The sequence below is a fragment of the Streptomyces musisoli genome, from assembly GCF_016741855.1.
Taxonomy (GTDB): Bacteria; Actinomycetota; Actinomycetes; order Streptomycetales; family Streptomycetaceae; genus Streptomyces; species Streptomyces musisoli.
In genome coordinates, this window is sequence record NZ_JAERRH010000006.1 from 1 (window position 1) to 23121 (window position 23121).

The following is a 23121-nucleotide window of genomic DNA, read 5'->3' on the forward strand; positions in this document are numbered from 1 at the left end:
GGGCCGGTGAACCGACGGACGCCGCCGGAGGCATGCTCAGCGGACATACGCCACCTCGGGGCCGGTGAACCGGCGGTGGCCACGGGTGTCGCGCAGGAGCATCAGGCAGGCCGCGGCGACCTCGCCGGTGCGGAGGCGCAGCAGACGGGCGTCGGGGGTGCGGCCGTGCGGGTCGCCGGGCGGGCCGGGCTTCCACAAGGCCAGGTGGTCCGGGCCCGGGGGCGGCCCCCACAGGCGCGGGGACACGGGTCCGAACAGGGTGACGGTACGGGTGCCGTGGGCCACCGCGAGATGGGCGAGGCCGGTGTCGCCGCTGAGCACCAGGGACGCCTCGGCGACCAGCGCGGACAGTCGGCCGAGCGGCATGCCGCCGGTCAGCACGTCGTCGGCGGGCTGGCCGCTGCGTTCGGCGACCGAGCGGACCAGGTCGTCCTCGCCGGGTCCGCCGGTGAGGACCACGTGGTGTCCGGCGGCGCGCAGGCAGCGGACGACGGCGGCGTACCGCTCCCCCGGCCAGCAGCGGGAGCCCGAGGCGGCGCCGGGGTGCACCACGACCGCGCCGGGGGCCGGGGAGGGTGTGGCGGGCCGGGGCAGCCGCAGGTCACGCGGGTCGGCCGGGATGCCGTAGGCGCCCAGGAAGGCGCACCAACGGTCCCGTTCGTTGGCGTGGCCGAGCCAGGGCGGGCCGTCGGGGCAGGCGTGGGCGAGGAGCCGGCGCGGGTGCAGGGCGGCCAGGGCGTCGCGGCTCTCGGGGCCGTTGCCGTGCAGGTCGACGGCCACGTCGGGCGGCGGGCCGGGCCAGTGGGTGAGGTCCGGCACCGCGCGGCCCGGCGCCTCGGCCGCGAGGACGGCGTCGACCGCCCCGGTGGTCAGGGCGAGTTCGGTGAGGCCCGGCGGCCCGGCAAGGACGACCTGGTGCCCGGGGAAGGCCCGGCGGATGCCGCGCAGCGCGGGCACCCCGGCCAGCAGGTCGCCCAGACCGAGCGCCCGCAGCACCAGGACACGCGGAGGATGCTGGGCACCGTTCCGGCCCTCCGGCCGGTCACCGTTCGCCTCGCGCTCCCGCCGCCCGGCTGCGGACGCCGCCTGCTTCCGCCGGCCGGCCGAAGTCGCGCCGCGCTCCCCTCGCTCGGCCGCAGTCACCTCACGCTCCCGTGGATTCTCCGCAGACGTCTCACGCTTCCGCCGACCGGCCACGGACGCCTCACGCTCCCGCCAGTCGCAGGAGACCACCCCGCGCGCCCCCCGGTCGGCCGCCAACACCTCGCGCTCCCGCCGGCCCGCCGTGGACCTCTCGTACTTCCGCCGGTCGTGGGAGGGCGTCTCCGGTCGGCGGTGGTCGGCCGTGGGTGCGACTGACTTCTGTCGGTCGGTGGAGGTCACCTCGGGTGTCCTCCGGCCGGGGTGGGGGCCTGGGCCGCGCGGCGGGCGAGGCCGGTGGTCGAGCGGCCGTCGAGATAGGGCAGCAGCAGGACCTGTCCGCCCCAGCTCTCCACCAGGGGCTGCTCGGGCAGCCGGCTCCGGGCGTAGTCACCGCCCTTGGCCCAGATGTGCGGCCGGAGTTCGCCGAGGATGCGCTCGGGGGTGTCCTCGTCGAAGACGGCGACGGCGTCCACGCACTCCAGGGCGCGCAGCACCCGGACCCGGTCGGCGGCCGGGACGAGGGGCCGGCCGTCGCCCTTGCGGCGGCGCACCGAATCGTCGGAGTTGACGCAGACGACGAGGCAGTCGCCGGCCCGGCGGGCGGCCTGGAGCAGGGCGACGTGCCCGGCGTGCAGCAGGTCGAAGCAGCCGCCGGCGGCCACGACGGTGCCGCCCGCGGCCCGGACCCTCGCGGCGGTGCGCACGGCGTCGGCGGTGGGGTCGCCGTCGGCGGAGGGCATGGTGTCCGTCTCCGGCTCGTCCGCGACGGCGACCGCACGGGCGCCGCCCTCGGCGACGTAGCGGGTGGCGGCGTGGACGGCGGCCTGGACGGCGGCCTCGGTGTGGGTGCCGTCGGCGAGCAGGCCGGCGGCGGCAGCGGCGAACCGGTCGCCGGCGCCGCAGGGGTCGCCCGTGGCGGCGGCCGGCGTCGGCACGAGCAGCGGGGTCTCGCCGTGCGAGAGCAGGGCCCCGCGTTCACCGAGGGTGACGGCGACGGCCTGGGCCTGCCAGGCGCGGACGAGGGTGCGGGCGTCCCGGGCGGCGGTGCGCAGTCCGGCCGTGTCGCCGGCCTCCGCGTCGTCCAGGCGCCGGGCGAAGGCCCGGGCCTCCTGGGCCGAGGGGGTGGCCAGCCGGACGCCGGGGACCGGGGGCCGCCCGCTTACGTGGGGGTCCCAGACGACGGGGGCCGCCGTGTGGGCCAGCGCGTCGCGCAGCACGTCGGCGGTGCCCCGGCCGTAGTCGGCGACGAGCACGCCCCCGGCCGCCGCGACGGCGGCCACCGCCTGGGGGCTCGCCTCGCGGGCGCGGCCGTCGCCGTCGTCCAGGCGCAGCAGCGGCCGGTCGCCGGCCATGACTCGGGTCTTGCTGCTCAGGGCGCCTTCCAGCGGCACCTCGACCAGGCCGACCCGGCCGGCCAGCAGTTCCCGGAGCGTGTCGCTGGCGGCGTCGGCGCCGAGGGCGGTGACCAGGGTGACGGGGCGTCCGTCGGCGGCCGCGAGGCAGGCGGCGAGGGCCGCGCCGCCGGGGCGGGAGCTGCGCCGGGTGCCGTGGACGACGGGGACCGGCGCGTCCGGGGCCAGCCGCTCGGCCCGGCCGCACAGGTCGTGGTCGAGCAGGGCGTCGCCCACGACGACCAGGGGCGTCTGCGAGGCGGTCATGCGTGTCCCTTCCTGGACGCCACGGAGGTGCCGGGCGCGGTCCGGCCGACGGTGCGGGCGCGGCCGACGAGCCGGCCGACGACACCACGCTTGCCGTCAGCGCCCGGCTCTCCGTCGGCACCCGGCCTCCCGTCAGCGCCCGGCTCTCCGCCAGCACCCGCCCCTCCGTCGGCACCCGGCTCTCCGTCAGCACCCGGCCTCCCGCCAGCACCCGGCCTTCCGTCGGCACCCGCCCCTCCGTCAGCACCCGGCCTCCCGCCAGCACCCGCCCCTCCGTCGGCACCCGGCCCCCCGCCAGCACCCGCCCCTCCGTCGGCACCCGGCCCCCCGCCAGCACCTGGCCTTCCGTCAGCGCCCGACCTCCCGTCGGCGCCCGGCCTTCCGTCAGCACCCGACCTCCCGTCGGCTCCGCGGCCATCGGCCCGGTGGTCGGCGTCGCCCCGCGCCACGGAGCGGTCGAAGGCCTCGCAGAGCATGTGCACGGCGACCAGGTGCAGTTCCTGGACGGTGGCGGCGACGGGGGCGTCGACGCACAGCGCGTCGTCCGCGCCGAGCTGAAGCGGGTTGGGGGGCCGGCCGGTCAGCGCCCACACGGTCATCCCGAGCCGGTGCGCGCGGTCGGCGGCGGCCAGCAGGTTGGCGCTGGCGCCGCTGGTGGACAGCAGCAGGAGCACGTCCCCGGGGCGTCCGTGGGCGGCGGTCTGCCGGGCGAACACCTCCTGGACGCCGTAGTCGTTGGCGATCGCGGTGGTCGAGGAGGTGTCGGCGTGCAGGGCGACCGCGGAGAACGGCGGGCGGTCGTCGCGGTAGCGGCCGACGAGTTCGGCGGTGAGGTGCTGGGCCTGGGCGGCGCTGCCGCCGTTGCCCGCGACGAGCAGCCGGGCGCCCGAGCCCAGCCGCCGGGCGAGTTCGGTGCCCCAGCGCTCGATGAGCGGTCCGCTGTCGCGGAAGGTCTCCAGGGCCTTCATCAGGTCGTCGCAGTGGGTGGTGTCCACGACGGACTGCGTGCCGGTCACGGTCTTCATCGGACGACTCCCGAGAGCGAGCGGATCGAGGACACCGCGCCGTACACACCGGCCACGCCCTCGGCGACCCGGTCCCAGGTGTACCGGGTGAGGACCCGGGCGCGGCCGGCGGTTCCGTACCGGGCGAGCCGGCCGGGGTCGGCGAGGAGGGCGCGGACGGCCGCGCTGAGGTCGTGGTCGTCGTCGGCCGGGACCAGCAGGCCCGTGGAGCCGTCCACGACGGTGTCCAGCTGGCCGCCGACCGCGGTGGCGACGACCGGCGTGGCACAGGCCATGGCCTCGAGGGGGACGATGCCGAAGGGCTCGTACAGGGGCAGCGAGAGCACGAGGTCGGCGCTGGACATCAGGCGGGGCATGCGGGCCCGGCCGACCCCGCCGAGGAGGGTGACCCGGTCGGAGACCCCGTACTCCGCCGCGATGCCGTACAGGCGCGCCGCCTCGGGTTCGGCGCCGAGCAGATCGGCCTCGGGGCCGCCGGCGATGAGGAGTTCGGCGTCGGGGATGCCGGCCAGGGCGCGGATGGCGCGGTCGAAGCCCTTGCGGGGGACGAGCCGGCCGACGGCCAGCAGCCGCCTGCGGGCGCCGGGCGGGCGGTTGGGGGCGACCGGCGCGAACTGGTCGGGGTCGACGCCGCAGGGCACGACGCTGATCCGGTCCTCCGGCAGCCCCATGGCCTTCAGTTCGGCCACCTCGTCGCTGCACGTGGCGATGATCCCGGCGCACTCGTGGCCGATGGCCTCCTCGACGGCGAGGCGCTGGGGCGGGCTGGTGTCGGCGGCGCCCTGGTAGCGCTTCTTCACCGTGCCCAGCGCGTGATAGGTCTGCACGACGGGGATGCCGAGGTCGCGGGCGCCGGCGAGGGCGGCGAGGCCGGACATCCAGAAGTGGGAGTGCACGACGTCGGGCGGGTTGTGGGCCCACTGCCGGGCCAGGAAGTTCCCGAACTCGGTCATGTGGGGCAGGAGTTCGTCCTTGGGGACGGGTGCGGGCGGCCCGGCGGGCACATGCACCACCTGCACGCCGTCGATGAGGGTGACCCGGTCCGGCAGGCCCGCCGAGTCCCGCCGGGTGTACACCGTGACCCGGTATCCCCGTCTGGCGAGTTGCCGGGCGACCTGTGCCACGTACACGTTCTGGCCGCCCGCGTCCGGCCCGCCGAGCGCGGCCAGCGGGCTGGCGTGCTCGGAGACCATGGCGACGCGCCCGGCGGTGTGCGGAATGCGGCTCATCGGGTGACCTCCTTGATCAGGCGCTCCCAGTCGTCGAGGAAGCGCCGTTCGCCGTAGCGCGCCTGGGCCGCGGTCCGGGCGGCCTCGCCGGTGCGGCGGGCCAGTTCCGGTTCGGCGAGGAAGGCCCGTACGGCGTCCTCCAGTACGTCGAGTCGGTTCGAGACCACCCCGGCGCCGTCGGGTACCGCCTCCCGGACCTCCGTGGTGTCCAGGGCGACCACGGGCATGCCGAGGAACATGGCCTCCAGCAGGGACAGGCCGAGCGAGGTCCAGCGCACGGGGTGCAGGTAGAGGCGGCACCTGGCCATCTCCCGGTGCAGCTCGTGCTGTGGCAGGTCCCGGGCGCGGCAGCGCCCGGGCGGCAGGCCGAGGTGGTCGGCGAGTTCTTCGGTGCGCATCCCGAAGACGTCCAGGGGCGCGGACCGGGCGAACCGGGGCAGCAGGTCGGTGCCGGTGGTACGGCCCCTGCGCACGGGCTCGTTGACCACGACGGCCGCGCGCCGTTCGGTGCCGGTCCACAGCCGGCCGGGGTCGATGATGCCGTGCTCCACGATCTCGGTGGGCGCCTGACCGTTGTCCCACATCAGCCGGTTGAAGTGGGTGACGTGGACGACCGGTATGCGGGACTGGCCGGCCAGCGGGTGGAGTTGCCGCTCGGGTGACTCGTCGGGGCTGTTGTGCTCGACGTACACGGCGGGCACGTCCACGCCGGGCCGGCGGCCGGTCCAGCGCAGGGCGAGGTCGAGTTCGCGCGGGCGCTGGAGGACCATCAGGTCGATGTCGGTGTCCCACAGTTCCCGGGGTGTGAGTTCCCGTGCGGACGGCGGCCAGTCCCAGGTCACCGCGCGGCCGAGGCCGTCGGGTCCGCGGTCCCCGGTGACCGGGAGCAGGTAGGTGTGCGGGCCCTGCACGAAGGCGGTGAGCCAGGATCCGTGCACGTGCCAGACGAGGATGTTCATGACTGCCGCTCCTGGATGAGCTTGTGCACCGCGCGCACCACGTCCTGTCCGGTGACCTCGTCCAGGCAGGGGTGGCCGGGTACCGGGCAGGTGAGGGCCCGGGTGTCCGCGCACTGCGCCGACTGGTCGCCGAGCAGGATGACGGGGACGCCGTACGGCGCCCAGCGGTCGGCGGGGACCACGGGTGCGAACAGGGACACGACCGGGGTGCCGACGGCGGCGGCGAGGTGGGCGGGTCCGGTGTTGGCGCTGATCACGACGTCGGCCGTGCGGAGCACCCCGGCGAGGGTGCGCGGGCCGGTCCGGCCGCCGAGGTCGACGGCCACGTCGCCGCTGACCTGGCGGGTGAGGGTGGTCTCGGCGGGGCCGCCGGTGACCACCACGCGGTGCCCGGCGTCGGCGAGCAGGGTGACGGCTTCGGCGCAGCGGTGGGGGCTCCAGGCGCGGGCGGGGGCGCTGGCGCCCGGGTGCAGGACGACGTAGGGGCCCGGTCCGGTCAGGCCTCCGGTGTCCGGGGGCGGGAGGACGCGCAGGCGTCCGTCGTCGCCCGGCGGCGGCGGGAAGCCCATGGCCGCGGCGGTGTCGAGGGCCGCCTCCGCCTCGTGCCGGCCGGCCGACCGGCGGTGGCGCACGTCGAGGAGCCGGCCGGCGTGGTCGGCACTGTCGGCGCCGATCCGGCCGACGCCGGCGAGCCGCAGCAGCAGGGCGGTGGGCAGCGGGCTCTGGTGGAAGGAGGTGAGGATCAGCGCGGTGTCGTGGGAGCCGGCGCGCAGCCGCGCGAGCAGGGCGTCTATGTCCGCCCGGGTGACCGGGGGCGGATCGAAGCCCTCCCAGGGCGCCTCCCACACCAGCACCTCGTCCACGCCGGGCAGCAGCCCGGCGGCGTCCGCGCCGCGTGGGCCGCACAGCAGGGTGACGTGCGTGCTGCGGGCGGCGACGGCGCGCACGGCGGGGCCGGCCAGCAGCACGTCACCGAAGCCGTCGAGCCGGACGACGAGGCTTCTCACGAGGGCGACCTCCTCACGGTCACGCCCCCTGGGCCCGGGCTCACCGGGACGACGTTCCCTGTACTCGGGCTCCCCGGGGCCACGTCCTTTGCGGCGGGGCTCCCCGGCCTCCCGTCCGCCGCGCCCGGGCCCCTCGGTGTCCCGTCCCCCGCGCTCCCCGGGATCACCTCCCCCGCGGTCAGGCCGAGGGCGGTCCGTACGGCCGTGAGCGGGTCGGGGGCGCTCCGGCCGGCGAAGCGCCGCACCTCCGCCGGTGCGGTGGCCGCGTTCGGCACCAGCACGCCCTGGGCGCCCGCGGCGCGGGCGGCCAGCACGTCGGCGGCGATGTCACCGATCACCAGGCACGCGGCGGCCGGTACGCCGAGCCGCTCGGCGGCGGTGTGGATCAGGCCCGGCCGGGGCTTGCGGCATCCGCAGCCGGCGTCGGGGGCGTGCGGGCAGAACACCCAGACGTCCAGCCCGCCCAGCAGCGCGTCGGCGCGCGCGTCGACGGCGCGTACCTGTTCGACGGTGAGCAGTCCGCGCCCGATGCCGGACTGGTTGCTGACCACGCCGGTGGCCAGGCCCTGGGACCGGGCCAGCGCCACGGCCTCCGCGGCGCCCGGCAGCAGCCGGACCCGGCCCGGGTCGCCGTTGTACGGCACGTCCGCGACGAGGGTGCCGTCGCGGTCGAACAGCACCGCGGACACGGTGGTCATCCGGCACCTCCCAGTGGCCGGGCGTGCCGGTGGCGGACGACTCCGCGCAGCCAGTGCCGTACGGCGAGGGGCGGTATGAGCACGCTGGTGCCGAGCATCCCGGCGATCTCACGGCCCGTACGCGGGCCGGGCAGGATGCGGGCCAGGGCGAACTCGGCGGTGCCCAGCGTCCACAGGGCCACGCAGGCGGCGGCGGCACGGCGCCGCCCGCTCAGGGCGCAGGAGGCGGCGGCGAGGGCCGCCCCGGTGACCGCCAGGTGGCGGGGCAGCCTGCCGCGGGGTGCCTGGGCGCGGTCCCACCAGTCGCGTCCGTGCAGCCGGTTCATCAGGGCGTCGTCGGCGTTGCCGCGCTGCGCGGGCAGCGAGGCCCACCAGTGGGCCGGGCGGACCGGGTGCCGGGTCACCCGGGCGCCCCGGGTCAGGGACCAGCCGGCCCGCTGCACGCGCAGGGCGAGGTCGGCGTCCTCGCGGAAGGCCCGCGGGAAGCGTTCGTCGAAGCCGCCGGTCCGTTTGAGCGCCTCGGTGCGGTAGGCCATGTCGGCGGTGACCCAGGCGGCGTTCTCCAGGCCCTTGGTGGTGCGTTCCCAGTCGGTGGGCCGGCGGTCCAGGGGCAGGGGGACACGCAGCTGCCCCTGGACGCCGCCGACCTCCGGACCGGCCGCCCGCAGGTCCTCGGCGAGCCGCCGGGACCAGTCCGGAAGCACCTGGACGTCGTCGTCCAGGAAGACCGTCCAGGGCGTACGGACGGTCCGCCAGCCGGCGTTGCGGGCGGCGGCCGGGCCCTGGCCACCGGTTCTGAGGGTGCGCACCCGGTCGAGCAGCTGGCCGGCCGTCTCCAGCGGCAGGTCTCCGTCGGGCGCGGGCCGGTCGTCCACGACGACCACCTCGTGCGGTGGATGGCCGTCGGCCGCGGCGAGCGCGCGCAGGCACTCGGCGAGGCAGGGGCGGCCGATCGTCGGGACGACGACGGTGTAGCCCGGGGCGCCGGTCATGCGAACGCCTTTCCGCGGCGGATCGCGAACGGGCCGAGGACCAGCAGGTCGACGGGGGCCGAGCCGAAACACTCCAGGGCGTCCCGGGGGTCGTCGACCATGGGCCGACCGGCGGTGTTCAGGCTGGTGTTGACGACCACCGGCAGTCCGGTGCGCCGTTCGAAGCCCTCGATCACGCGGGCCACCAGGGGCTCCTGGGCGCGGTCCACGGTCTGGATGCGGGCGGTGCCGTCGACGTGGACCACGGCCGGGATGCGGGCCTTCCAGTCGGCGGCCACCTCGTGCACGAACAACATGTGCGGGCTGGGCAGCGGCCCGTCGAATATCTCGGCCGCGCGCTCGGCGAGCACCATGGGCGCCACGGGGCGGAACTCCTCGCGGCCCTTGACCGCGTTGAGCCGCTCCAGGTTGCCGGCCTTGCCGGGGTGGGCGAGCAGCGAGCGGTGCCCGAGCGCGCGCGGCCCGTACTCGCCGCGCCCCTGGAACCAGGCCACGATCCCGTCGGCGGCCAGCGCCTCGGCGGCCGTCTCGGCGATGTCGGCGGGCTCCTCGTACGGTACGGCCGCCCGCTCCAGCCACGCGCGCAGTTCGGCGTCGTTCCAGCCGCGCCCGAGGGCGGCCGTCGGCATCGGCTCCAGGGTGTCCTTCTGCCCGGCGACATGCGCCGCCGCACCCAGGGCCGTACCGGCGTCGCCGGCGGCGGGCTGCACCCAGACGTTCCGGAAGCCGCTCTCCCGCCACAGCCGGGTGTTGGCCACGCAGTTCAGGGCGACGCCGCCCGCCATGGTGAGGGCGTCCTCGCCGGTGCGTTCGCGCAGCCACCGGGCGAGACCGAGCATGGCCTCCTCCAGGCAGAGCTGGGCGCTGGCCGCGAGGTCGGCGTGGTCCCGGCTCCAGGCGCCGCCGGGCGGGCGCGGCGGCACGAGGTCGGCCCAGGGCACCGGGCGGGCGCGGAAACCGCCCGTGTCGTCGGCGTGGACGTACTCCCGCAGCCGTGCGGCGAAGCGCGGGGTGCCGTAGGAGGCGAGCGCCATGACCTTGAACTCGTCGCTGCTGCGCAGGAAGCCGAGGTGCTGGGTGAGGTCCTCGTAGAACAGGCCGAGGGAGTCCGGCAGTTCCTGGGTGGCGAGGACGGTCAGTTCCCCGTTGGTGTACCGGCCGGCCAGGTGGGAGCCGCACTCGCCGCGGCCGTCCAGGACGAGGACAGCGCAGTCGGGGTACGGGGAGACGGGCCCGGCGGAGGCCGCGTGCGCCACGTGGTGGGGGACGAACCTGACCTTGGCCGGGTCGAGTCCGGGCAGCGCCTCGGCGAGGAAGTCCGGCGCCGCGCGGGCGTACTCCTGGCGCAGGTGGTCCCAGGGGTCGTGCAGGCCCATCCGCTCGGCGGGGCGGGCGAGCGAGGGGTCGTAGGAGTAGGCGACCGCGTCCAGGTCCGACGGGGCGAGGCCGGCCTGCTCCAGGCACCAGCGGGCCGCCTGCTCGGGCAGTTCCCAGGCGGAGAAGGGTACGGGCCGCTTGCCGTGCTTGCGGCGGGAGAACCGCTCCTCCTCCGCCGCCGCCACGGTCCTGCCGTCGGTGATCAGGGCGGCGGCGGGGTCGTGGAAGAGTGCGTTGATACCGAGGACGTGCATGCGCTGTCTCCTGAGCCGGGGACGGGCGGGGGTCAGGTCTGCGGGGCCGCTCGCGGGCCGCGCGGGACCGGTTCCGGGGGCAGGGCCGCGAAGTACGCGATGGTCTGCTTCAGGCCCTCCTCCCAGGGGACCTGCGGCGACCAGCCGAGCAGCTCGTGCGCGAGGGTGGTGTCGGGGCGGCGGCGGCCGGGGTCGTCGACGGGCCGGTCCACGAACGCGATCGGGGAGCGGGAGCCGGTGAGGGCGACCACCCGGCGGGCCAGGTCGGCAACGGTGATCTCGTCGCTGCCGCCGATGTTCACCGGCCGCAGGGACCTGCTCGCGGCCACCCGCAGGATGCCCTCGACCGTGTCGTCCACGTAGCACAGGGAGCGGGTCTGGCTGCCGTCACCGGTCACCGTGAGCGGCTCGCCGGCCAGGGCCTGGCAGATGAAGGTGGGCACGGCACGGCCGTCGTGGGCCCGCATCCGCGGACCGTACGTGTTGAACAGCCGCACTATCCCGGCGTCCGCCGCCCTGGTGCCGGCGTGGGCGGTGACCAGGGCCTCGGCGAACCGCTTGGACTCGTCGTACACGCTGCGCGGCCCGACCGGGTTCACGTTGCCCCAGTAGCCCTCGTGCTGCGGGTGCACCTGCGGATCGCCGTACACCTCGGAGGTGGAGGCGAGCAGGAAGCGGGCGCCGTCGCGTTCGGCGATCGTCAGGGCGTTGCGGGTGCCGAGGCTGCCCACGTCCAGGGTCTCCAGGGGCATGCGCAGGTAGTCGGCGGGCGAGGCCGGGCAGGCGAAGTGCAGGACCAGGTCGTACGGGCCCGCCAGCCGCTCGGGGCACTCGGCGCCTGACACGTCGCAGTGCACGTACCGGAAACCGGGCCGGTCCTCCAGGTGCGCGACGTTGGCGCGCCGCCCGCAGGCCAGGTTGTCGGCGCAGTCGACTTCGACACCTGAATCCAGCAGCCGCTCGCACAGATGGGAGCCGAGGAAGCCGGCGCCGCCGGTCACGAGGGCGCGCCGCCAGGAGAACGGAGTGTCGCCAGTCATGAGGGCTGTTCCCTTCGTCGTCCTTCGTCCACGTCGTCCGCGTCGGGGAATGCGTCGCCGGCGGGCCCGTACGGGCCGTGCGCGGGCGTTGGGCACGTGCGGCGTCACCGGGTACGGCGCCGCCGGCCCCGTTGGAGGAGCGTCGGCCCGTCGGGTGAGGGAGGGGACAGGGCGTGGGTCCCGCTGATCCGGAGGACCGCCCTGGTCGGCCGCCACTGGCTGGACGGCACCGGCTGGCAGGGTTCCCGTGCCAGTTGGTTTCACACGTTGGATTCTCATTCTCCGGAATCCCGGGTGCTCGCGCGACTCCGGCGACTCGCTTACCACAGTGAGGACATCCCTGCACGACGACGTCCCGGCGACCCGCGCCGCACCCGCCGCGCGCCCCGGCCGCCTCCCGGCCCGGCTGCCGCTCACAGGCCGGTTCAGCTTCCGTGAGGGTGGGGGGACGCCCGAGAGGGGTCGCACGGCAGTGGTGCGGGCCGGTGCGCGGTCCCCAAGTCGCCGCCCTGCATGGCAGGTTCAGGTCCCGTAGTCGACTGGAGGCCCGGGGGCGGTGGCCGCCCCCACGGATCCCGCGGACACCGGCGGTACCGAGGAGAGCGGGCTCGTGCCGTGGGCCGGCCGGCGCCGGTGACGGCGGACGCCGCCGGACATCCTGGACCACTGGTGGTGCGGGCGCCGTCCGGGGCGGGCCGGTCGGCCGAGACGCGCCACTCGATGCGCTGACCGCGCGCGGCCGGCCGTGTAGCGCGCCGTGCCCGGGGCACTCGGCGCGGCGACGGCCGGCCGTTCACGGGCCGCCGCGTTTCACGCAGGAGGTAACGACAATGGGTCACGGCGGAAACGTCATCCAGGAGCTGACCACCGACCACCGCGAGGTCGAAGAGATCTTCGGCCGTATCGAGGCGCTGCCGCCCGGCTCCAAGGAACGCAAGGACCTGTGCGACCAGGCCACGATCGAGCTGGTCCGCCACTCGGTCGCCGAGGAGGCCTATCTCTACCCGGCCGTGCGCGAGCACCTGACGGGCGGCGACGCCCTGGCCGACAAGGAACTCGAGGACCACGCGAAGGCCGAGCAGATCATGAAGGACCTGGAGGGCTGCCAGGCCGACGATCCGCGGTTCGACACGCTCATGATGCAGCTGATGAGCGAGATCCGGTCCCATGTGACCGACGAGGAGCAGAACCTCTTCCCGCAGCTGGAGTCGGTCTGTCCCCCGGACGCGCTGATGGACCTCGGCGACAAGGTCCGCCGGGCGAAGAAGACGGCGCCGACCCGTCCGCACCCGTCGGCACCGGACACTCCCCCGGCCAACAAGCTGCTGGCCCCCGGCGTCGGCATGGTCGACCGGATGCGGGACGCGCTGTCCGGGCGGGGCAAGGAGGGCTGATCCCCAGGGACCCCCGCCGTTCAGTACGGACGATGCCGCCCTGCCGTACCGGCAGGGCGGCATCGTCCGTGAGGTGTGCGAGCGTTCAGAGCCACGGGGTCACCCGGGGCCCGGGGCTGGGCCGTGGGCGCGGGCGGGCCGCGCGGCACAGCAGCCGGAACGCCTGGAGCAGAGTGAGCGGCCACAGCAGCGCGAAGCACCACAGCAGCGTGGGGTCCGAGGTGCGGATGCCCATGACGGCGACGAACACCGACGCGACTCCCAGCAGCAGCACCGCCGCCGGCAGCCAGCCCCCGGCCCGCGCGTCGCCCATGCGGTGCGCGAACCGCCGGTCCTGTCGCAGGTTCGCCTCGATCTGCAGGAGCGCGAGCCGCTCGCGCGCCGACAGCCGTACCTCGTCGTGCATCTCCCGCCTCTCCCACTCGTCCACGGCGACGCCACCTCCTTCTCCACCGGTCGGCAGCCTCCCGGTTCCGCGCCACCGAGTTCCCCGGACGGCCCGGCCGATGCGGTGCGGTCCGCCGCAGGCCGGTCCGCGACGAAATCGGTGACATCCGCATGTCCCCCCGCGTACGTCCCACCCGGCACCGGGCCGCCACCGCTCGGCAGACGCGCTCCGCGGTGCCGCTCGGGCGCTGCCGCGGTTCAGGCGCGGATCGTCGACGCCACTGCCCACGGAGGTGCGGAACCCGGCGGCCATGCCCCGGACCGCCTGTTCCCGGTCCGGGTGGAGGGGAGACCGGTGTGCACGTCGAACCGCTCCTGCCCGCGGCGCACATGACCTTCGCTGCCGCAAGGCCGATACTGAGGAACAAGACTCCGTCCACCTGCCCCACGGGCGCGCACTGGGGGGAACCGATGCTCCATCGGCCAAGCCGGCGTTCGATCGGCATCAGCACCGCCGAAACCCGCTGCGGACTGCCCCGGACCGCCGGGGCCGACACCTGGCCGCACCCGGCCTGAACAAGAAAGACACCGGTCAGGGACTCACCTGCTCATCCTTTTGGGAGATAGGCATGAAGATGCTGATCAACGTACCGGAGACGGTCGTGGCGGACGCGCTGCGCGGCATGGCGGACGCGTATCCCGACCTGAACGTGGACGTGGAGAACCGGGTGATCGTCCGCCGGGACGCCCCCGTGGCCGGGCAGGTCGCGCTCGTGTCGGGCGGCGGCTCCGGGCACGAACCGCTGCACGGCGGGTTCGTCGGCCACGGCATGCTCTCCGCCGCCTGTCCCGGGGAGGTCTTCACCTCGCCGGTGCCGGACCAGATGGCGCGTGCCGCGGCGGCCGTGGACAGCGGGGCGGGTGTCCTGTTCATCGTGAAGAACTACACCGGTGACGTGCTGAACTTCGACATGGCGGCCGAGTTGGCCGAGGACGAGGGCATCCAGGTCGCCAAGGTGCTCGTCAACGACGACGTGGCGGTCACCGACAGCCTCTACACGGCCGGCCGGCGGGGTACCGGCGCGACGCTCTTCGTGGAGAAGATCGCGGGTGCCGCCGCGGCGGAGGGGCAGCCGCTGGAGCGCGTGGAGTCCGTCGGCCGCCAGGTCAACGAGAACTCCCGCAGCTTCGGTGTGGCCCTCAGCGCCTGTACGACCCCGGCCAAGGGCAGCCCGACCTTCGATCTGCCCGCCGGGGAGCTGGAGTTGGGCATCGGCATCCACGGCGAGCCGGGCCGGGAGCGGCGGCCGATGATGACCTCCGGGGAGATCGCCGACTTCGCGGTCAACGCCGTCCTGGAGGACATGCCGCCGCGCAGCCCCGTGCTGGTGCTGGTCAACGGCATGGGCGCGACCCCGCTGCTGGAGCTGTTCGGGTTCAACGCCGAGGTGCAGCGGGTACTTCGCGAGCGCGGCGTCGCCGTGGCCCGCACCCTCGTCGGCAACTACGTCACCTCCTTGGACATGGCTGGCGCCTCGGTGACGCTGTGCCAGGCCGACGAGGAACTGCTGCGGCTGTGGGACGCGCCGGTGAAGACGCCGGCCCTGCGCTGGGGAATGTGATCCTCGGCAGCGGCCACCGACCGGCCACCAGGCCGACCGCCCTACCACGCAAGGAGATCCAGTGCTCGACGCCGATTTCTTCCGCCGTTGGATGACGGCGGCCGCCGCGTCCGTCGACCGCGAGGCGGACCGGCTCACCGCCCTCGACTCGGCCATCGGGGACGCCGACCACGGCAGCAATCTGCAGCGCGGGTTCACGGCCGTGACGGCCGTGCTGGAGAAGGAGGCACCGGACACCCCGGGTGCCGTCCTGACCCTGGCCGGACGGCAGTTGATCTCGACGGTCGGGGGCGCGTCGGGGCCGCTGTACGGCACCCTGCTGCGCCGGACCGGCAAGGCGCTCGGCGATGCCGCCGAGGTCGGCGAGGAGCAGCTGGCGGCGGCGTTGCGCGAGGGCGTGGACGGGGTGATGAAGCTCGGCGGTGCGGCGCCCGGCGACAAGACCATGATCGACGCCCTGGTACCGGCCGTGGACGCGCTCGCTTCCGGGTTCGCCGCGGCGCGGACCGCCGCGGAGGAGGGTGCGGAGGCCACCACGCCGCTGCAGGCCCGCAAGGGCCGGGCGAGCTATCTGGGCGAGCGCAGCATCGGCCACCAGGACCCGGGCGCGACCTCGTCGGCGCTGCTGATCGCCGCGCTGGCCGACACGGCGGAGGCGGACGGTGAGTGAGGAGAAGCTGGTCGGGATCGTTCTGGTGTCGCACAGCGCGGAGGTGGCCGCCTCGGTCGGTGAACTGGCGAAGGGCCTGGCGGGCGGGACGACCGCGGTACCGGTGGCCCCGGCGGGCGGCACCGAGGGCGGCGGGCTCGGCACCAGTGCGGAGCTGATCTGCGCCGCGGCGGCCTCGGTCGACCGGGGGGCCGGGGTGGCGGTGCTCACCGACCTCGGCAGCGCCGTGCTCACGGTCAAGGCGCTGCTCGCCGAGGGTGACGAACTGCCGGACGGCGCGCGCCTGGTGGACGCGCCGTTCGTCGAGGGCGCGGTGGCCGCGGTGGTCACGGCCGCCTCGGGTGCCGACCTGGACGCGGTGGAGGCAGCGGCGGTGGAGGCGTACAGCTACCGGAAGGTGTGACGGCTCCCGAGTTCCGGCGGCGGAACGGGACGGAGCCGGTGGCGGGACTGGGGAACCGGCCTGGTCACCGGTGCTCCGGTGCCGCCGGTTTTCCGGTGCCGCCGGTTTTCCGGTGCCGCCGGTTTTCCGGTGCCGCCGGTTTTCCGGTGCCGGTGTTCCGGTGCCGGTGTTCCGGTGCCGGTGTTCCGGTGCCGGTGTTCCGGTGCTCCGGTGCTCATGTGGCGGTGCCGGTGAAGCGGCGGCGGTGCCGGGTGGGGGTCACTTCTTCCGTACGAAGAGTCTGGCCAGCCGTTCTCCCTCCGCCTCCGCCGCCGCCCGGTTCTGGATGGGGCGGACGCGGGAGTCCCGGAAGACGATGTAGGTCACGCCGGAGGGCACCCCGCCGTCGCGCGGGTCGGGCCGGATGCCGAGGCGGCGGGCGGTGGCGTAGGAGGCCTCGCCGATGATGTCGCGCGGGCCGGTGTCGCCGACGACCGCGTACTGCACCCGGTCGTTGTAGACGACGGCGGCCACCGAGCCCCCGCGTACGCCCGACGAGAGGAAGTTCCAGCGGCGGCTGGGCGCCGGCACCACGATGTAGGGCAGCCGCTCGGCGCTCAGGTGGCGGCCGTCGGACTGCTGGAACGCCGTGGTGTCGGCGAAGACCGGGTCGGTGCGGCGGTTGCAGCGGGCGGAGGGGCGGCCGTCGCAGTCGATGTCCAGATCGGCCTTCCAGAAGACGGCGTCGCGGGTGCCGCAGACCCGGACGGTCGCCCGGCTGTCCGCGTCGGTGCGGTACCGGCCCCGGGAGAGCTGGCTGCACTCGCCGACCCGTGCCAGCAGGTCGGCGGCGACCACCGCGCCCTCTGCACGGGCCACGGGCCGTACGGGAGGCGGAACGGCGGTGGCCGGGGCGGGCACGGCCGCCGGGGCGACCAAAGCGGCGCCGGCCGCGGCCAGCGTCAGCGTGGGGACACGCACGATGAAGGACCCTCCGTTGGGGACAAAAGGGACAATGCAGGACACTGTGCTGCTAGATGGGGTATTCGTTCGCGGGTGCCACCGCCAAGGGGCCGGATGGAGCAGCCCTTGACACCCCGTGAGGGGACGACGGGGCCGGATGGAGCACGATCCCGACACCCCGTCAGGGGAAAGCCGGTGAGGGCGGTTCACGGGGGCGGCGGCAGGGACAACAGGGGCCGGGGACCCGGACCGTCCACCAGTCCGGGTCCCCGGCCACCCGCGTCGGCGCGGGACCGGCGACGACAGCGTGTCCGCGCCACAGACGTGAACTTCCCCGGTTCCACGGGCAGTTCAGCCGTAGGGAGGTTCAGCATACGTAACGTCCGGCGATGGTCACCAACACCGCCCCCTTGCTGAGGACGCACCGGCCGGGCCATATTGGTCCGGACCTTTACGTGATGCCGAGGCCGTCCGGGAGGGCAGTGCCGTGCGACGCGTTCCCCCTCCGCTCGTCCTGGCCTGCGGCGCGCTGCTGCTGGTCGTCTCCTGTGGCTGGAGCCGGGCCGACGACGGCGAGGGGCGGGTGCCGGGCGCTCCGGCCGGGGTCACCGCCGCGGCGGGCAGCGCCACCAGCGTGCACGTGATGTGGAACGCGGCGCCGGAAGGATCGGGGGTCCGCTCCTACGAGGTCTATCGCGGCACCACGAAAGTGGCCGAAGTGCCGGGTGCGCAGCACATGGTGGACGTCACCAGGCTCAGGCCGTCCACCCTGTATGCCTTCACCGTGCGGGCCCGGGACACCGCGGGCCGGCTGGGCCCGCCGAGCGTGGCGGTACGGTCGCGCACGCCGGCCGTGACGGCGGCCGACCACTCGGCTCCGACCCGGCCGCGGCAGGTCACCGGGCGGGCCGTGGGCAGCCGTGCCGCCCAGCTGTCCTGGGGCGCGTCCCGGGACGACCGGGGCGTGCTGTCGTACGACGTCTACCAGGGCGGAGTGAAGATCCACAGCGTCGGCGGGAACCAGACCGCCACCGTCGTCACCGGGCTGCGCCCCGGCAGCCGGTACGTCTTCACCGTGCGGGCCCGGGACGCCGCCGACAACCTCTCCCCCGCCGGCGCCGCGGTCCGCCTCACCACGCCGGGCAGCGACGACGGCCGCGACACGGCTCCCACCGGGTTCACCGCCGCCACCCACCGCTCCGGCGGTGCCTACTACATCGACCTCGCCTGGGACCCGCCGCGCGCGGACGGTGTGATCACCGAGTACCAGATCCAGCTGGACGGCACCGCGGCCACCTCCCTCGTCTGGGGCGGCACGCCGCCGCGCGGCCGGGCGCGCCACGGCTTCTACGTGGGCACCGCGGCCGGGGAGGAGCACCGGGTGCGGCTGCGGCCCCGGCTGCCCGACGGCACCTGGGGCGGCTACTCGGCCGAACGGACGGTGACCACGGGCGGGTGACGCCTCCCGTGCCGGACGGCGGGTCCGCCGGAGGCCCACCGCCGGCGAGCCCCGTGCACCGGACGACGGAACCCGTCACCTGACCGGGTCCCTCCCGCGTGCGCGCCCGCCCGGCGCGGAGTTGGCTTCGGTTGAGGCAGCACGGGCGATTCCCGACCCCTCGGCGGCGCATGGGACGTACCGCCAACCGTGCCGCCGGAGGGCCAGTCCATGCACATCTCGCGACTTCTGCTCCGCTCCGGCCTGACCCTGGCAACCGCCGCCGCGCTCCCGGCCGCGCTCGCCGGGCCGTCCGCCGCGGCCTCGGGCATCTCCGTCAGCACCACGGGCTCCACGGTCTCGGTGGTCACCAGCGCGTGCACCCAGATCAACGGCAGCTGGGGAACCGCGGCCCTGCTCACCAGCCGCCAGGCGAACTTCTCCCAGGGCCGGCAGACACCCCTGGCCGGCACGACCGTCAGTCAGTCGGCGGCCTGGACGGGCGTGAGCCCAGGAACGTACACCGTGGTCGTGGTCTGCTCCAGCGGCAGCACCGCGGGCAGCCAGTCCGTGATCGTCTCCGCGTCCAGCAGCCCGACGATCTCGACGACGGCCAGGTCCAGCGCGGCTCCGTCCCGGGGCGTGATGGGCGGCCTCGGCGGCGCCGCGCGCGACTACGGCACGCTGACCCTGGGCGTCGGCGCGGCCCTGGTCGGCGCCGGCGTCGTCGCCACGGGCTGGGTCCTGCGCCGCCGCTCGAAGCCGTACCGACTCTGAACGGCCGTACCGGCACCGAGCGGCCGTAGCGACTCCGAGCCGGCGTACAGACTCCGAGCCGCCGTACCGACCCCGAGCCGCCGGACTCGGGCCACGCCCTGAACGGCCGTACCGATGCGGCCGGGTCGTACCGGCTCCGAGGCGAACCCGTCCGCTCCGGGCCGGACGTGCCCGCTCTGCCGTGGACGTCCCGGCTCAGCGCACGGCGTCGGCTGCGGTGCCGCCCTCGCCGGGCAGTTCACCGAACTCCGCCAGGGCGTGGGTGAGCCACTGGGTCCAGAAGGTCTCCAGGTCGATCCCCGCCCGCAGGACCAGGTGACGCAGCCGGTCCTGCGGGGCGTCCCGGTCCGGCGGGAAGTCCCGCTGCTCGATCTCCCGGTACTCCGCCAACTGCCGCCGGTGCAGCTCCAGATGGCGGCGCAGATCGGCCTCCAGACCCGCGGTGCCGACCACGGCCGCGGCGCGCAGCCGCAGCAGGAGCGGGTCCCGCATGGTCCTCGGGTCCTGCGCGGCGGCGGTCCAGCGGGCCAGTTCGGCGCGGCCCGCGGGCAGGACCTCATAGCTCTTCTTCTGCCCGCGGGCCGGCTGCTCGGCCGGCAGCGTGCGGATGAAGCCCCCGGCCTCCAGTTTCCCCAGCTCGCGGTAGATCTGCTGGTGCGTCGCGGACCAGAAGTAGCCGATCGACCTGTCGAACCGGCGGGTCAGCTCCAGCCCGGACGACGGCTTTTCCAGCAGGGCGGTGAGGATCGCGTGCGGGAGTGACATGGGCTCATCCTAGGGACGGGCGCGTGCCGTACCGTCCCGCACCTCTAGAGCGTCGCCGCCAGCTCCGTACCCTGCTTGATCGCCCGCTTGGCGTCCAGTTCCGCGGCGACGTCCGCGCCGCCGATCAGATGCACGCTGCGCCCGGCGGCGACCAGCTCCTCGTACAGGTCGCGGCGCGGCTCCTGACCCGTGCAGAGCACCACCGTGTCGACCTCCAGGACGGTGCTCTCCTCGCCGACGGTGATGTGCAGGCCGGCGTCGTCGATCCGGTCGTAGCGCACGCCCGGCACCATGGTCACACCGCGGTGCTTCAGCTCGGTGCGGTGGATCCAGCCGGTGGTCTTGCCGAGTCCGGCGCCGACCTTGCTGGTCTTGCGCTGGAGCAGGTGGACGGTGCGCGGCGGGGCGGGCCGCTGCGGCGCGGCGAGGCCGCCCGGAGCCTCGTAGTCCGTGTCGACGCCCCAGTGGCGGAAGTACGTCTGCGGGTCCTCGCTCGCCTTGTCGCCGCCGTCGGTGAGGTACTCGGCGACGTCGAAGCCGATGCCGCCGGCGCCGAGGACGGCTACGCGGTCGCCGACGGGTGCGCCGTCGCGCAGCACGTCGAGGTAGCCGAGGACGCGGGGGTGGTCCGCGCCGGGGATGTCCGGGGTGCGCGGCGTGACGCCGGTGGCGACGACCACCTCGTCGAAGTCGGCCACGGTCTCGGGGCCGGCCCAGGTGTCCAGGCGTACGTCGACGCCGTGCTCGTCCAGCTGGTGGCGGAAGTAGCGCAGGGTCTCGTCGAACTCCTGCTTGCCCGGAACCTTGCGGGCGACGTTGAGCTGGCCGCCGATCTCGCTCGCCGCGTCGAACAGGGTGACGGCGTGGCCGCGTTCGGCTGCGGAGACCGCGCAGGCGAGGCCGGCCGGACCGGCACCGACGACGGCCACGCGCTTGCGGCGCCGGGTCGGGGAGAGCACCAGCTCGGTCTCGTGGCAGGCGCGCGGGTTGACCAGGCAGGAGGTGATCTGCCCGCTGAAGGTGTGGTCGAGGCAGGCCTGGTTGCAGCCGATGCAGGTGTTGATGGCCTCCGGGGTGCCGGCGGCGGCCTTGGCGACGAAGTCGGGGTCGGCGAGCATCGGGCGGGCCATGGAGACCATGTCCGCGTAGCCGTCGGCCAGCAGTTCCTCGGCGAGTTCCGGGGTGTTGATGCGGTTGGTGGTCACCAGCGGCACCGAGACCTCACCCATGAGCCGCTTGGTGACCCAGGTGTAGGCACCGCGCGGCACGGAGGTGGCGATGGTCGGAATACGGGCCTCGTGCCAGCCGATGCCGGTGTTGATGATCGTGGCACCGGCGGCCTCCACCGCCTTGCCGAGGGTGATCACCTCGTCCAGCGAGGACCCGCCCGGGACGAGGTCCAGCATGGACAGCCGGTAGATGACGATGAAGTCCTCACCGACGGCCTCGCGCACCCGCTTGACGATCTCGACGGGGAACCGCATCCGGTTCTCGTACGAGCCGCCCCAGCGGTCCGTGCGCCGGTTGGTCTGCGCGGCGATGAACTCGTTGATCAGATAGCCCTCGGAGCCCATGATCTCGACACCGTCGTAGCCGGCCTGCCGGGCGAGGCGGGCGGCGCGGGCGTAGTCGTCGATCGTGCGCTCGACGTCCGCGTCGGTCAGCTCGCGCGGCACGAAGGGGCTGATCGGGGCCTGGAGCGGGCTCGGCGCGACGAGGTCCTGGTGGTAGGCGTAGCGGCCGAAGTGCAGGATCTGCATCGCGATCCGGCCGCCCTCGCGGTGCACGGCCTCGGTGACGGCCCGGTGCTGCTCGGCCTCGGCCTCGGTGGTGAGCCTGGCTCCGCCCTCGTACGGCCGCCCTTCGTCGTTGGGCGCGATGCCGCCGGTGACGATGAGTCCCACTCCCCCGCGCGCGCGGGCCGCGTAGAACGCCGCCATCCGCTCGAAGCCGCGCTCGGCCTCCTCGAGGCCGACATGCATCGAGCCCATGAGCACGCGGTTGGGCAGCGTGGTGAAGCCCAGGTCGAGCGGGGTCATCAGGTGCGGGTATCGGCTCATCGGGCCCTCCGTGCGCGGTGTCGTCACCCCTTGTTGTAGAGGAAGCCCGCGCCTTTATGCAACTAGTTGCACAACTGCCGAGGGGTGACTCCAGCCACTCTGTAACTACTAGTATGTACACTCGCTCGAGTCCAGACCTCACCCCGAGGCCGGACCCGCCCGATTCCAGACCTCGCCCGAGCCCGGACCCGCCTGAGTCCAACCTCACCCGAGTCCGGACCGCCGCCCGAAAGGACGCCTCACCATGCCCTTCGTCCGCATAGACGCGCTCGGCACCGACCCCGCCCGCCTCGACGCGCTCGGCCAGGCCGTCCAGGACGCCCTCGTGGAGACCCTCTGCGTCCCGCCCGAGGACCGCTTCCAGGTGCTGACCGGCCACGACGGCGTGACCGGCACCCTGCGCCACGGCGACTACCCCGGCATCCGCCGGGACGACTCGGTGGTGTTCGTCGCGATCACCCTGCGGGGCGGGCGCGACGCGGACCGCAAGCGGGCGATGTACCGGCGGATCGCCGAGCTGGTGCACGAACGCACCGGCACCGAACCGCGCAACGTCTTCGTCACCCTGACCGAGAACGGCTCCGCCGACTGGTCCTTCGGCCACGGCCTGGCGCAGTACGCCCCGGCCGACGGCTAGCCGGCCGGGGCGTACCGCGCCAGGGGGTCAGCGGCTTTCCAGTCGCAGGTGCAGGTCCCGCTCCTGATCGCCGGAGGCCGTGCAGGTCTCCTGGACGGTGAACATCGAGTCCAGGGTGTGGCGGAACCGCTCCACCGCCCAGTAGCTGCCCTGGACGTCCGCCTGGACCGGCGAGTCGAGGTGGACCGGCGGGCATCCGTGCCCGCGGGTGTCCGCGACGTCGTAGGTGCCGAGCCACACCATCGGACGGGTCTCGTGGAGCTGCTGAGGCACTTCCTCGGGAGCCCGGTCGGAGGCGAAGCAGGCGCTGAGCGCTTCGAAGACGAGCCGGGCGTCGTCCTTGGAATACCCGCTGATCTCCACCGAGACGGTTTCCGGATGCGACCGCTCCGTGTCTGCCATGATCGCTCCTTTCGTGGCCGCGCTGCGGTGGAACGGGGTACCCCGCCGAACCGCGTCCATCCCCAGGAAAGCACCACCGGACGCGGCGCACACCTCAGCGGCACGCGATTGCGCCGCCTTCCGCCGCGCGGCCGGCCCGGACCCCGCCCGGCCGCACCGGGCCGCGCAGGGACCCGGCCGTCGGCCGCGCACGCACCCGTCCCGACCGCGCGCGAACCCGGCCCGGACACGCCCGAACCCGG

The 23121-nt window shown here is 74.9% G+C and carries 21 protein-coding genes and 1 pseudogene; 7 read left to right on the forward strand and 15 right to left on the reverse strand.

The annotated features are described in order from the left end of the window. Window positions 1–36 precede the first annotated feature (36 nt). The 10 genes and pseudogenes from JK361_RS17705 to JK361_RS17750 all read right to left on the reverse strand — a co-directional run bounded on the left by JK361_RS17705 (window position 37) and on the right by JK361_RS17750 (window position 11382). Entirely contained in the window at window positions 37–999 is a 963-nt protein-coding gene (locus tag JK361_RS17705) for a glycosyltransferase family 9 protein (RefSeq protein WP_201819865.1), read from the reverse strand. Window positions 1000–1379: 380 nt separating this feature from the next. Continuing rightward, complete coding sequence (locus tag JK361_RS17710; protein WP_201818930.1) at window positions 1380–2801, reverse strand: PfkB family carbohydrate kinase; 1422 nt, start codon at window positions 2799–2801, stop codon at window positions 1380–1382. Window positions 2802–3160: 359 nt separating this feature from the next. Next, window positions 3161–3826: pseudogene (locus tag JK361_RS41280) on the reverse strand (D-sedoheptulose-7-phosphate isomerase); the annotation flags it as partial. Then, complete coding sequence (locus JK361_RS17720) at window positions 3823–5055, reverse strand: glycosyltransferase (RefSeq protein ID WP_201818934.1); 1233 nt, start codon at window positions 5053–5055, stop codon at window positions 3823–3825. The gene JK361_RS17720 and the pseudogene JK361_RS41280, both read right to left, overlap by 4 nt. Further along, window positions 5052–6014: a glycosyltransferase gene (locus JK361_RS17725; protein WP_201818936.1), complete on the reverse strand. Its 963-nt coding sequence runs from the start codon at window positions 6012–6014 to the stop codon at window positions 5052–5054. Before JK361_RS17725 ends, JK361_RS17720 begins: the two co-directional genes overlap by 4 nt. Continuing rightward, window positions 6011–7021, reverse strand: a complete 1011-nt coding sequence (locus JK361_RS17730) for a glycosyltransferase family 9 protein (RefSeq protein ID WP_201818938.1) — start codon at window positions 7019–7021, stop codon at window positions 6011–6013. Before JK361_RS17730 ends, JK361_RS17725 begins: the two co-directional genes overlap by 4 nt. Beyond that, complete coding sequence (locus JK361_RS17735; RefSeq protein ID WP_201818940.1) at window positions 7018–7719, reverse strand: D-glycero-alpha-D-manno-heptose-1,7-bisphosphate 7-phosphatase; 702 nt, start codon at window positions 7717–7719, stop codon at window positions 7018–7020. The genes JK361_RS17730 and JK361_RS17735 overlap by 4 nt, the downstream gene beginning before the upstream one ends. Further along, window positions 7716–8711 carry a glycosyltransferase family 2 protein gene (locus tag JK361_RS17740; protein WP_201818942.1) on the reverse strand — a complete coding sequence of 332 codons (996 nt, stop codon included), beginning with the start codon at window positions 8709–8711 and terminating at the stop codon, window positions 7716–7718. The genes JK361_RS17735 and JK361_RS17740 overlap by 4 nt, the downstream gene beginning before the upstream one ends. Continuing rightward, entirely contained in the window at window positions 8708–10342 is a 1635-nt protein-coding gene (locus tag JK361_RS17745) for a carbamoyltransferase family protein (protein WP_201818944.1), read from the reverse strand. The genes JK361_RS17740 and JK361_RS17745 overlap by 4 nt, the downstream gene beginning before the upstream one ends. A 32-nt stretch (window positions 10343–10374) precedes the next feature. Beyond that, complete coding sequence (locus JK361_RS17750; protein ID WP_201818946.1) at window positions 10375–11382, reverse strand: NAD-dependent epimerase/dehydratase family protein; 1008 nt, start codon at window positions 11380–11382, stop codon at window positions 10375–10377. An 830-nt stretch (window positions 11383–12212) separates the two neighbouring features. Here JK361_RS17750 and JK361_RS17755 point away from each other — a divergent pair. Continuing rightward, entirely contained in the window at window positions 12213–12776 is a 564-nt protein-coding gene (locus JK361_RS17755) for a hemerythrin domain-containing protein (protein ID WP_201818948.1), read from the forward strand. 85 nt (window positions 12777–12861) lie between these two features. On the opposite strand, the gene JK361_RS17760 is transcribed toward JK361_RS17755, so the two are convergent. Then, a complete protein-coding gene (locus JK361_RS17760; RefSeq protein WP_201818950.1) occupies window positions 12862–13206 on the reverse strand; it encodes a DUF3040 domain-containing protein in 345 nt (114 codons plus the stop codon). Window positions 13207–13792: 586 nt separating this feature from the next. On the opposite strand from JK361_RS17760, the gene dhaK reads away from it, so the two are divergent. The 3 genes from dhaK to JK361_RS17775 all read left to right on the forward strand — a co-directional run bounded on the left by dhaK (window position 13793) and on the right by JK361_RS17775 (window position 15858). Beyond that, window positions 13793–14785 (forward strand): dihydroxyacetone kinase subunit DhaK, encoded by a 993-nt coding sequence (dhaK, locus tag JK361_RS17765; protein WP_201818952.1) that lies wholly within the window; start codon window positions 13793–13795, stop codon window positions 14783–14785. A gap of 61 nt (window positions 14786–14846) precedes the next feature. Next, complete coding sequence (gene dhaL / locus JK361_RS17770; protein ID WP_201818954.1) at window positions 14847–15455, forward strand: dihydroxyacetone kinase subunit DhaL; 609 nt, start codon at window positions 14847–14849, stop codon at window positions 15453–15455. Further along, window positions 15448–15858: a PTS-dependent dihydroxyacetone kinase phosphotransferase subunit DhaM gene (locus JK361_RS17775; protein ID WP_201818956.1), complete on the forward strand. Its 411-nt coding sequence runs from the start codon at window positions 15448–15450 to the stop codon at window positions 15856–15858. Before dhaL ends, JK361_RS17775 begins: the two co-directional genes overlap by 8 nt. 258 nt (window positions 15859–16116) lie before the next feature. On the opposite strand, the gene JK361_RS17780 is transcribed toward JK361_RS17775, so the two are convergent. Continuing rightward, complete coding sequence (locus JK361_RS17780; RefSeq protein WP_201818958.1) at window positions 16117–16818, reverse strand: glycoside hydrolase family 75 protein; 702 nt, start codon at window positions 16816–16818, stop codon at window positions 16117–16119. A 469-nt stretch (window positions 16819–17287) separates the two neighbouring features. Here JK361_RS17780 and JK361_RS17785 point away from each other — a divergent pair, with 469 nt between their 5' ends. After that, window positions 17288–18259, forward strand: coding sequence for a fibronectin type III domain-containing protein (locus JK361_RS17785; RefSeq protein ID WP_201818960.1), 972 nt, complete (start codon window positions 17288–17290; stop codon window positions 18257–18259). Window positions 18260–18469: 210 nt separating this feature from the next. Further along, window positions 18470–19015: a hypothetical protein gene (locus tag JK361_RS17790; RefSeq protein WP_201818962.1), complete on the forward strand. Its 546-nt coding sequence runs from the start codon at window positions 18470–18472 to the stop codon at window positions 19013–19015. A 195-nt stretch (window positions 19016–19210) separates the two neighbouring features. Here JK361_RS17790 and JK361_RS17795 read toward each other — a convergent pair whose 3' ends face one another. Together JK361_RS17795 and JK361_RS17800 are read right to left on the reverse strand one after the other, a co-directional pair. Then, a complete protein-coding gene (locus JK361_RS17795) occupies window positions 19211–19780 on the reverse strand; it encodes a PadR family transcriptional regulator (RefSeq protein ID WP_201818964.1) in 570 nt (189 codons plus the stop codon). A gap of 44 nt (window positions 19781–19824) precedes the next feature. Then, entirely contained in the window at window positions 19825–21840 is a 2016-nt protein-coding gene (locus JK361_RS17800) for an NADPH-dependent 2,4-dienoyl-CoA reductase (protein WP_201818967.1), read from the reverse strand. A gap of 244 nt (window positions 21841–22084) precedes the next feature. Between JK361_RS17800 and JK361_RS17805 the strand changes: the two genes are divergently transcribed. After that, window positions 22085–22477: a tautomerase family protein gene (locus JK361_RS17805; RefSeq protein WP_201818968.1), complete on the forward strand. Its 393-nt coding sequence runs from the start codon at window positions 22085–22087 to the stop codon at window positions 22475–22477. A gap of 27 nt (window positions 22478–22504) precedes the next feature. On the opposite strand, the gene JK361_RS17810 is transcribed toward JK361_RS17805, so the two are convergent. Further along, window positions 22505–22879 carry a hypothetical protein gene (locus JK361_RS17810; protein ID WP_201818969.1) on the reverse strand — a complete coding sequence of 125 codons (375 nt, stop codon included), beginning with the start codon at window positions 22877–22879 and terminating at the stop codon, window positions 22505–22507. Window positions 22880–23121 lie beyond the last annotated feature (242 nt).

Excerpts from the sequence above, each read along its gene's own strand:
- JK361_RS17710 (WP_201818930.1), bottom strand. The coding sequence starts at position 2,801 with ATGACCGCCTCGCAGACGCCCCTGGTCGTCGTGGGCGACGCCCTGCTC.
- JK361_RS17720 (WP_201818934.1), bottom strand. The coding sequence starts at position 5,055 with ATGAGCCGCATTCCGCACACCGCCGGGCGCGTCGCCATGGTCTCCGAG.
- JK361_RS17725 (WP_201818936.1), bottom strand. The coding sequence starts at position 6,014 with ATGAACATCCTCGTCTGGCACGTGCACGGATCCTGGCTCACCGCCTTC.
- JK361_RS17735 (WP_201818940.1), bottom strand. The coding sequence starts at position 7,719 with ATGACCACCGTGTCCGCGGTGCTGTTCGACCGCGACGGCACCCTCGTC.
- JK361_RS17740 (WP_201818942.1), bottom strand. The coding sequence starts at position 8,711 with ATGACCGGCGCCCCGGGCTACACCGTCGTCGTCCCGACGATCGGCCGC.
- JK361_RS17745 (WP_201818944.1), bottom strand. The coding sequence starts at position 10,342 with ATGCACGTCCTCGGTATCAACGCACTCTTCCACGACCCCGCCGCCGCC.
- JK361_RS17750 (WP_201818946.1), bottom strand. The coding sequence starts at position 11,382 with ATGACTGGCGACACTCCGTTCTCCTGGCGGCGCGCCCTCGTGACCGGC.
- JK361_RS17755 (WP_201818948.1), top strand. The coding sequence starts at position 12,213 with ATGGGTCACGGCGGAAACGTCATCCAGGAGCTGACCACCGACCACCGC.
- dhaK (WP_201818952.1), top strand. The coding sequence starts at position 13,793 with ATGAAGATGCTGATCAACGTACCGGAGACGGTCGTGGCGGACGCGCTG.
- JK361_RS17790 (WP_201818962.1), top strand. The coding sequence starts at position 18,470 with ATGCACATCTCGCGACTTCTGCTCCGCTCCGGCCTGACCCTGGCAACC.
- JK361_RS17795 (WP_201818964.1), bottom strand. The coding sequence starts at position 19,780 with ATGTCACTCCCGCACGCGATCCTCACCGCCCTGCTGGAAAAGCCGTCG.
- JK361_RS17800 (WP_201818967.1), bottom strand. The coding sequence starts at position 21,840 with ATGAGCCGATACCCGCACCTGATGACCCCGCTCGACCTGGGCTTCACC.
- JK361_RS17805 (WP_201818968.1), top strand. The coding sequence starts at position 22,085 with ATGCCCTTCGTCCGCATAGACGCGCTCGGCACCGACCCCGCCCGCCTC.
- JK361_RS17810 (WP_201818969.1), bottom strand. The coding sequence starts at position 22,879 with ATGGCAGACACGGAGCGGTCGCATCCGGAAACCGTCTCGGTGGAGATC.